This window comes from Corynebacterium sp., assembly GCF_012838985.1.
Lineage (GTDB): Bacteria > Actinomycetota > Actinomycetes > Mycobacteriales > Mycobacteriaceae > Corynebacterium.
The window spans coordinates 1-7,847 of sequence record NZ_DUOE01000140.1; the positions used below are offsets into that span (position 1 = coordinate 1).

Below are 7,847 nucleotides of genomic sequence, written 5' to 3' on the forward strand. Positions count from 1 at the left end.
CGGCGGCCGCCACTCCCCCGGCCCCCTGCACCGGGGCGACCGGCAGCAGCAGGTGGGCGCAGAGGATCTCCAGGAGCAGGCGCGGTGAGGTGGCGCCGCGCATGTCGGCGATGCGGTCGTTGACGGTCGCAGCGAGGTGGGCGAGCTGGCCGGCGGTGAAGGAGCCGGCCTGCCCGGAGAGGATCTGGGCGCGGTCGGTGGGGGCGTCGACGAGCCCGAGGTCGAAGGCCTCGGGGACGGCCTGGAGGACCATGAGGTCGCGGAGGCGTTCGAGGAGGTCCTCGACGAAGCGGCGGGGGTCGTGGCCCGCTTCGATGACGTCGTCGACGGTGGTGAACAGGGCGGCGCGGTCGCCGGTGGCGAGGGCGTCGACGGTGGCGTCGATAAGTGAGAGGTCGGTGACCCCCAGCAGCGGCAACGCGATGTCGTACGTCAGGCCCTCGGGGCCGGAGCCGGCGATGAGCTGGTCGAGGATGGACAGCGAGTCGCGGGGGGAGCCGCCGCCGGCGCGGATGACCAGCGGGTAGACGGAGTCGTCGACGTGCACGCCCTCGGACTCCACCGTGCGCTGCAGCAGCCCGCGCATCGCCTGCGGGGTGAGCAGGCGGAACGGGTAGTGGTGGGTGCGGGAGCGGATGGTGCCGATGACCTTCTCGGGCTCGGTCGTGGCGAAGATGAAGATGAGGTGCTCCGGCGGTTCCTCCACGATCTTGAGCAGCGCGTTGGAGCCTTCGCGGGTGATCATGTGCGCCTCATCGATGATGAAGACGCGGTAGCGGGACTCGGCGGGCGCGAAGATGGCGGAGTCTCGGAGTTCACGCATGTCGTCGACGCCGCGGTGCGAGGCGGCGTCGAGTTCGGTGACGTCGAGGTTGCCGGGGCCGCCGGGGGCCAGCGACACGCACGACGGGCACACGCCGCAGGGGTTCGACGTCGGCCCCTCGATGCAGTTGAGGGAACGCGCGAGAATGCGTGCCGACGACGTCTTGCCGCAGCCACGCGGACCCGAGAACAGGTAGGCGTGGTTGATGCGGCCGGAGTCGAGGGCCACCGACAGGGGGCGGGTCACCTGCTCCTGGCCGACGACCTCGGCGAAGGAGGCGGGACGGTATTTCCTGTAGAGAGCCACGTCGCCAACCTTACCCGGCTAGCGGTGCCAGTCGAGCAGGTCTATTCCGGCCTCTCCCAGTGCCTGCTGCAGGGCGGCGGCGCCCTCCTCGGCGGCGTAGGCGTACTCGGCGTCGGTGAGCATGACCAGCTGCAGGAGGACGGTGAGCCGCTCCTCCTCGGTGACGCGCGGCACCTCGCCGCCCCACAGGTACGGCGGGACGCAGATGGCGTGGGCGACGCTGACGTCGGTGAGGTCGGCGTCGAGAAGCGGGAGCAGGGTGCCGGGCTGGGCGGGGAGATCCCCGCCCTCGAAGGCCCGCACCGCGGCGCGGAGGACCGCCGTGAGCTGCTCCTGCGTGGCGCGTCCGACGATGATGAGTTCGGAGCGGACGTCGGTGCCGTCCTCGACGGTCACCAGCCCGGTGTCGATGTCCGCGAAGCCGACCGTCACCGCGACACGCTGGCCGTCACCGAGGTCGGCGGTGACGACCCCGTCACCGGTCTCCAGCTCCGCGGGGATGAGCTGGTCGATCCAGGAGGTGGTGTCGTCGCGGTTCATCGTGGGCTCCTAGGCACCCAGCTTCTCGACGGCCGCCAGCAGCACGCACGTCGCCACACCGTCCATCGCGACCTCCAGCTCCTCCACCGGCGGCAGGGACGGCGCGAGGCGGATGTTGCGGTTGTTCGGGTCGTCCTTGTGCGGGAAGGAGGAGCCCGCGCCGGTCAGCGCGATGCCGGCCTCCTTGGCCAGCTCGACGACGCGGGAGGCGGTGCCGTCGATGACGTCGAGGGAGATGAAGTAGCCGCCCTCCGGGGTCGTCCAGCGGGCGACCTCGTACTCACCGAGGCGGTCCTGCAGGATCTCGAGGACGCGGTCGAACTTCGGGGCCAGGGAGCCGGCGTGCTTGCGCATGACGGCGCGGACGCCCTCGGCGGTGCCGAAGTAGCGGACGTGCGCCAGCTGGTTGACCTTGTTCGGGCCGATGCCGCGGACGCCGGCGATCTTCAGGTACCAGTCGAGGTTCTCCTGGGAGGAGTTGAAGAAGCTGACGCCGGAGCCCGCGTGGGTGATCTTCGAGGTGGAGGACAGCGCCCAGAAGCGGTTCGGGTTGCCGACCTCGGCGGCCAGGCCGACGATGTCGACGATCGGCGGGAACTCCTCGGTCAGGGTGTGCACGGCGTAGGCGTTGTCCCACACGATGCGGAAGTCCGGGGCGGCGGTCTCCATGGCGGCCAGCTCGCGGCAGGCCTCCTCCGAGAAGGTGATGCCGGTCGGGTTGCCGAACATCGGCACCGCCCACATGCCCTTGACCTGCGGGTCCTTCACCAGTTCACGGATGGCGTCGAGGTCGGGGCCGTCCTCGAGCATCGGGACGGTGACCATCTCGAAGCCGAGGCTCTCGGTGATGGTGAAGTGGCGGTCGTAGCCCGGCACCGGGCAGATCCAGCGGACCTTCTCCTCGTCCTTCCAGGGACGCTCGGAGTCGTTGGTGCCGAAGAGGTAGGCCCAGGACACCAGGTCGAACATGATGTTCAGCGAGGAGGCGTCCCCGGCGATGAGGTCGGCGGCGTCGATGCCGAGGACCTCGGCCCAGAGCTCGCGGATCTCGCGGATGCCCTTGAGGTTGCCGTAGTTGCGGACATCCTGGCCGTCGGCGTCGAGGTGGTCGCCTTCACCGGGCAGCGCCAGGAGTGCCTCGCCGAAGTCGAGCTGCTCCGAGGATGGCTTGCCGCGGGTCAGGTCGAGCTTGAGATTCCGGGCCTTGAGGTCGTCGTATTCCTTGCGGACCTGCGCCGCGAAGTCTGCGAGGCGGTCAGAATCGAGATCGAGGAGCGTCACTTTGTGGGCCTGCCTTCCGTCGGGAGTGTTCGGCCACAATGATAGACGCGTTTTTCCCCCGCTGACTTTCCCCCGGCCCCCGGAATCAAAAAAGGGGATCCCGCGCACCCGTCAGAGCTCGCTGACCCTTGCTGCATTCCTGCCCTGGGGGAGTTCACAAGATAAACGCCGCACGGGATCCTGCGCACAACTGTAACCCATCCCCGACCCCGGTGGCCAACTCTCCTGCTTATCGACGCCCCCTTTCCCCACCATGACCAGCGATTTGTGTTTTCCACGCAATGTTGTGTACTGTTTCACGAGAACACAGCAACCAAGGTTGCAGGTGCTCAGGAGGATTCGACTAGCGGCCTATGTCACACGCCTGGAACGCGTGCGGGTAGCAATACCCTCGTGGGTTCAAATCCCACATCCTCCGCAGCAGAAAAGCCCCGGCTCAGCCGGGGCTTTTCGCGATTCAGGGGATCAGGCGCCGATCTCCTCCAGGACGTGGTCGGACTCGTCCGGGAACACGAACTTGTAGGTGAGGCCGGCGATCGCGGCTCCGAGCAGCGGGGCGAGGAAGAAGGCCCAGACCTGCATGAGCGGCTCGGAACCCGCGTAGACGGCGACACCGAGGGAGCGGGCCGGGTTGACCGAGGTGTTGGAGATCGGGATCGAGACCAGGTGGATCAGGGTCAGCGCGAGACCGATGGCGATCGGGGCGAAGCCCTGCGGGGCACGCCGGTCGGTGGCGCCGAGGATGATGTACAGGAAGATCGCGGTCAGGACGGTCTCGGCGATGAGGACCGCGGTCAGGGAGTAGCCGTCCGGGGAGAGGGCGCCGTAGCCGTTCGTCGCGAAGCCGGACTCGACCGCGGAGAAGCCCTCCTTGCCGGAGGCGATGAGGAAGAGCACGCCACCGGCGGCGACACCGCCGATGAGCTGGGCGATCCAGTAGGGGATGACGGCTCCGGGCTCGACGCGGCCGGCCAGCACCGCGCCGAGGGTGACGGCGGGGTTGAAGTGCCCGCCGGAGATGTGGCCGACGGCGTAGGCCATGGTCAGGACGGTGAGACCGAAGGCGAGGGAGACACCCACGAAGCCGATGCCCATGTTGATGGTGTCACCGGCCAGGACGGAGGCGGCGAAGATGGCACTGCCGGCGCCGCCGAAGACGAGGACAAAGGTACCGAGGAATTCCGCTGCTAGGCGGGAGGTCATGCTGGTGTGCACGGTTGCTCCAATGCTGGGTAGGGGTACCTCAAATCTTAGTCCCCGCTAAGAATTCCGGGCCTCCAGTTCGCGGACCCGGGCGCGGAGCTCCTTCTCCCGCCGCCAGCGCCGGGAGACGTCGCGGAGGATGGCGGCGATGCCCTCGATGCGGCCGGTGTCGTCGTGAAGCATCATGATGGTGAACTCCAGCGACATGGTGGAACCGTCCTTGTGGAGGCCCGGGACCGCGAGCGGGTCCGCGCCGTACCGGGTCACGCCGGTCTCCATGACGCGCTCCCAGCCCGCCCAGTGCACCGCGCGGTGCTTCTCCGGGATGATGATGTCGAGGTTCTGCCCGACGGCCTCCCCCGCGCTCCAGCCGAAGATGCGCTCCGCGCCGGCGTTCCAGAGACGGATGGTGCCGGAGCGGTCGCAGTAGATGACGGCATCGAGGGTGTCGGCGACGATGCGGGTGGCGATTTTGTCCAGGTTCATACGGACAAATCTACCGCCAGACGAGCGGCTCCCGCGGCAGATCCTCCGGATCGAACACCTCCAGCAGTTTGTGCAGCGTGTTCACCCCCGGATACCCCAGGGAGGCGGCGAGCTTCTCGACGACCTTGAACACCGGGTCGTCGAGAAGCATCTCCCGGAGAGTCACCGCGCCGTCGCGCTTCGCCAGCCGCTGCCCCTGCTCATTGACCACCAGCGGCACGTGGACGTACTCCGGCAGCTCGATGCCGAGCAGCGTCGCCAGGTACGCCTGACGCGGCGTGCTCGGCAGGAGATCCTCGCCGCGGACCACCTGGTCGATGCCCTGGAAACCGTCATCGACGACCACCGCCAGGTTGTACGCCCAGTCCGGGTCCTGACCACCGCGCCGGAGCACGAAATCATCGACCTCGGTCGTGTAGGCCCCGTGGTAGCGGTCCTGGATCGTGAACTCCCCGACGCCCGCCCGCAGCCGCAACGCCGGCGTGCGCCCCTCCGCGGCCAGCGCTTCCCGACGCTCCTCCCGCTCCCCCTCCGTCAGATCACGGCAGGTACCCGGGTAGGCACCCGCCGGGGCGTGCGGAGCCCGCGGCGAATCCTGGATGTCCTTGCGCGAGCAGTAACACTCGTACACCAGCCCCCGGGCCGTGAGCATGTCCAGGGCCCGCTGATAGGCCGGGAAACGGTCCGACTGGTAGAGGATGTCCCCGTCGAAGGTCAGACCGAGGGTGAGCAGGTCATCGATCTGCCGGTGGGCGGAGTCGATCGTGGACCGCTGGGTGTCGATGTCCTCCACCCGCAGCAGGAACTTCCGGCCCGTCGTCCGCGCGAAAAGCCAGGCGATGAGGCCCGTGCGCAGATTACCGAAGTGCAGATCCCCACTCGGCGAAGGGGCGTAACGTCCAGCATGCTCAGTCATGACTCCAGATTAGTGCTGTGAGATCATTTCCTCCGTGAACACTCCTGATCCCGCACCTGGGCAGGGGATGACCGCCCGGTTCATCCCCCTCCAGCCCACCCTGTACCCCGTCATCGTGGCGTTCTTCGTCGCGGTGTTCCTCATCTCCAACATCCTCGCCACGAAGGGCGTGGCCATCGGCCCCCTCATCACCGACGGCGCCTTCTTCCTCTTCCCGCTCGCCTACGTCCTCGGCGACGTCATCGCCGAGTGCTACGGATTCAAGGCCGCCCGCCGCGCCATCTTCACCGGCTTCGCGGTGACCCTGCTGGCCGTCGTCTCCTTCTACGTGGCGATCTGGCTGCCCGCCGCCGACTTCTACGAATCCCAGCCCGAATTCGCCCACGTCCTCGGCCTGGTGCCGCAGATCGTCGTGGCGTCACTGGCCGGCTACGTCGTCGGCCAGCTCCTCAACTCCTGGGTGCTGGTGAAGATCAAGCAGCGCACCGGCGAGAAATCCCTCTGGGCCCGCCTCATCGGCTCGACCGTCGTCGGCGAATTCGGCGACACCCTCCTGTTCTGCGTCATCGCGGCCCCGGTCATCGGCATCACGACGAGCGGGGACCTCATCAACTACGTCATCGTCGGCTTCCTGTGGAAGACCCTCATCGAGGTGGCCCTGCTCCCCCTGACCTACGCGGTCATCGGCTGGGTGAAGCGCCGGGAAGGCTACGCGGCCGCCTGACTGGCTGGCGGACTGACTGGCGGCGCGATTCCACGTGAACACCACCAGCCACATACGCTGACCTGCGGAAACCGCGGGACGGCGGGCAGTTCACGTGGAATCTCACCACCGCTACGCTGCCGCGCCGCCCCTCCTAGGCCCCGGGGACCTCCCGGCGGAGCGCTCGCCCACGAACTCGGGGCGATTCCACGTGAACACCATCAGCCACAGAGGCTGACCTGCGGAAACCGCGAAACGGCGGGCAGTTCACGTGGAATCCCGCCGCCGCCACCGCCCTGCCTCTCCTAGGCCTTCCCCGCGTAATACCGCCCCATGAACTCGGCGCGGTACTCCTCGAAGTAGCCGCCCTCGATGGAGTCGCGGATGTTGTCCACCAGGCGGATCATGAACTGCAGGTTGTGGATCGTGCACAGCGTCATGCCGAGGAATTCGTTTGCCTTGAACAGGTGGCGGATGTAGGCGCGGGAGTAGTTCTCGGAGACGTAGCCGCCGAACTCCTCGTCGATGCCGCGGAAGTCCCGCTTGAAGCGTGCGCCCTCCAGGTTCATGCGCCCGTCGAGGGTGTAGACGCCACCCCGGCGGGCCAGGCGTGTGGGGGCCACGCAGTCGAAGGTGTCGGCGCCGGCCTCGATGGCGGTGAACATGTCGTCCGGTTCGGAGATGCCCAGCAGGTGGCGGGGCTTGTCGCGGGGCAGTTCGTCGCAGACCCAGCCGACGATGGTGCCCAGGTTCTCCTTCTCCAGGGCTCCGCCGATGCCGTAGCCGCCGAAGCCGCGGCGGCCGGCGGAGAGGGCGGCGTCGGAAAGTGAGACGAGGCCGCGTGTGGCCTGGCGTCGCAGGTCCTCGTACTGGGCGCCCTGCACGACGCCCCAGAGGGACTGGAGGGGCTTGTCGGCGCGTTCGTGGGTGAGGCGGTCGTGTTCGTCGAGGCAGCGCTGCGCCCAGCGGTGGGTGCGGTCGACGGAGGCCTCCTGGTAGGCGCGGGTGTCCATGAGGGTGGTCAGTTCGTCGAAGGCGAAGATGATGTCGGCGCCCAGCTGGTGCTGGATCTGCATGCTCACCTCGGGGGTGAAGCGGTGCCTGGAGCCGTCGATGAAGCTGGTGAAGTTGACGCCGTCCTCGTCGACCTTGGCCATGTTCTTCTTCGCCGGGAGGTGCCCGTTCGCGGCGGCCTCGGCGGAGTCCATGGAGATGACCTTCTGGTAGCCGGAGCCCTGGCTCATGACCTGGAAGCCGCCGGAGTCGGTGTAGGTGGGGCCGGACCAGTTCTCGAAGCGGCCGACACCGCCGGCTTCGTCGACGATGTCGGCGCCGGGCTGCAGGTAGAGGTGGTACGCGTTGGAGAGGATGGCCTGCGCGCCGGTCTGCTCGATCTGCTCGGGGGTGAGTGTCTTCACGGTCGCCTTGGTGGCGACGGGGATGAACGCCGGGGTGCGGATGTCGCCGTGCGGGGTGTGGATCGTGCCGGTGCGGCCGTGGCGGCCGGGGCCGGGTTCCAGTTCGGTGCCGAGGGTGAACGACAGGTCGGTGTGGGTCATGGGGTGACCTTCTCCATTTCCTTGCGGTGC

At 68.1% G+C, this 7,847-nt stretch carries 8 protein-coding genes, 1 tRNA gene and 1 other RNA gene; 2 read left to right on the forward strand and 8 right to left on the reverse strand.

The window, feature by feature from the left end:
- The 4 genes from GXZ33_RS08085 to ffs form a co-directional block, all read right to left on the reverse strand.
- Nucleotides 1–1,129: DNA polymerase III subunit gamma and tau (locus tag GXZ33_RS08085; RefSeq protein WP_291340331.1), on the reverse strand; the 1,129-nt coding region annotated here is incomplete at its 3' end.
- Between the two features lie 18 nt (nucleotides 1,130–1,147).
- Entirely contained in the window at nucleotides 1,148–1,669 is a 522-nt protein-coding gene (locus tag GXZ33_RS08090) for a suppressor of fused domain protein (RefSeq protein ID WP_291340332.1), read from the reverse strand.
- A 9-nt stretch (nucleotides 1,670–1,678) separates the two neighbouring features.
- Nucleotides 1,679–2,950, reverse strand: a complete 1,272-nt coding sequence (locus GXZ33_RS08095) for an aminotransferase class I/II-fold pyridoxal phosphate-dependent enzyme (RefSeq protein ID WP_291340333.1) — start codon at nucleotides 2,948–2,950, stop codon at nucleotides 1,679–1,681.
- 88 nt (nucleotides 2,951–3,038) lie between these two features.
- Nucleotides 3,039–3,135, reverse strand: an RNA gene (ffs, locus tag GXZ33_RS08100) — signal recognition particle sRNA small type.
- Between the two features lie 147 nt (nucleotides 3,136–3,282).
- Here ffs and GXZ33_RS08105 point away from each other — a divergent pair.
- A tRNA-Ser gene (locus GXZ33_RS08105) sits at nucleotides 3,283–3,368 on the forward strand.
- Between the two features lie 47 nt (nucleotides 3,369–3,415).
- Here the strand turns inward: GXZ33_RS08105 and aqpZ are convergent.
- The 3 genes from aqpZ to gluQRS are packed head-to-tail and all read right to left on the reverse strand — an operon-like array spanning nucleotide 3,416 to nucleotide 5,555.
- Nucleotides 3,416–4,153: an aquaporin Z gene (gene aqpZ / locus GXZ33_RS08110; RefSeq protein ID WP_291340338.1), complete on the reverse strand. Its 738-nt coding sequence runs from the start codon at nucleotides 4,151–4,153 to the stop codon at nucleotides 3,416–3,418.
- A gap of 57 nt (nucleotides 4,154–4,210) precedes the next feature.
- Nucleotides 4,211–4,639 (reverse strand): PAS domain S-box protein, encoded by a 429-nt coding sequence (locus GXZ33_RS08115; RefSeq protein ID WP_291340334.1) that lies wholly within the window; start codon nucleotides 4,637–4,639, stop codon nucleotides 4,211–4,213.
- A gap of 10 nt (nucleotides 4,640–4,649) precedes the next feature.
- The gene (gene gluQRS, locus GXZ33_RS08120; protein ID WP_291340335.1) at nucleotides 4,650–5,555 is read right to left on the reverse strand and encodes a tRNA glutamyl-Q(34) synthetase GluQRS; all 906 of its coding nucleotides are present in this window, start codon (nucleotides 5,553–5,555) and stop codon (nucleotides 4,650–4,652) included.
- 67 nt (nucleotides 5,556–5,622) lie between these two features.
- Between gluQRS and GXZ33_RS08125 the strand changes: the two genes are divergently transcribed.
- Entirely contained in the window at nucleotides 5,623–6,279 is a 657-nt protein-coding gene (locus GXZ33_RS08125; RefSeq protein WP_291340336.1) for a queuosine precursor transporter, read from the forward strand.
- A 284-nt stretch (nucleotides 6,280–6,563) separates the two neighbouring features.
- Here GXZ33_RS08125 and tgt read toward each other — a convergent pair whose 3' ends face one another.
- Complete coding sequence (gene tgt / locus GXZ33_RS08130) at nucleotides 6,564–7,817, reverse strand: tRNA guanosine(34) transglycosylase Tgt (RefSeq protein WP_291340337.1); 1,254 nt, start codon at nucleotides 7,815–7,817, stop codon at nucleotides 6,564–6,566.
- Nucleotides 7,818–7,847 lie beyond the last annotated feature (30 nt).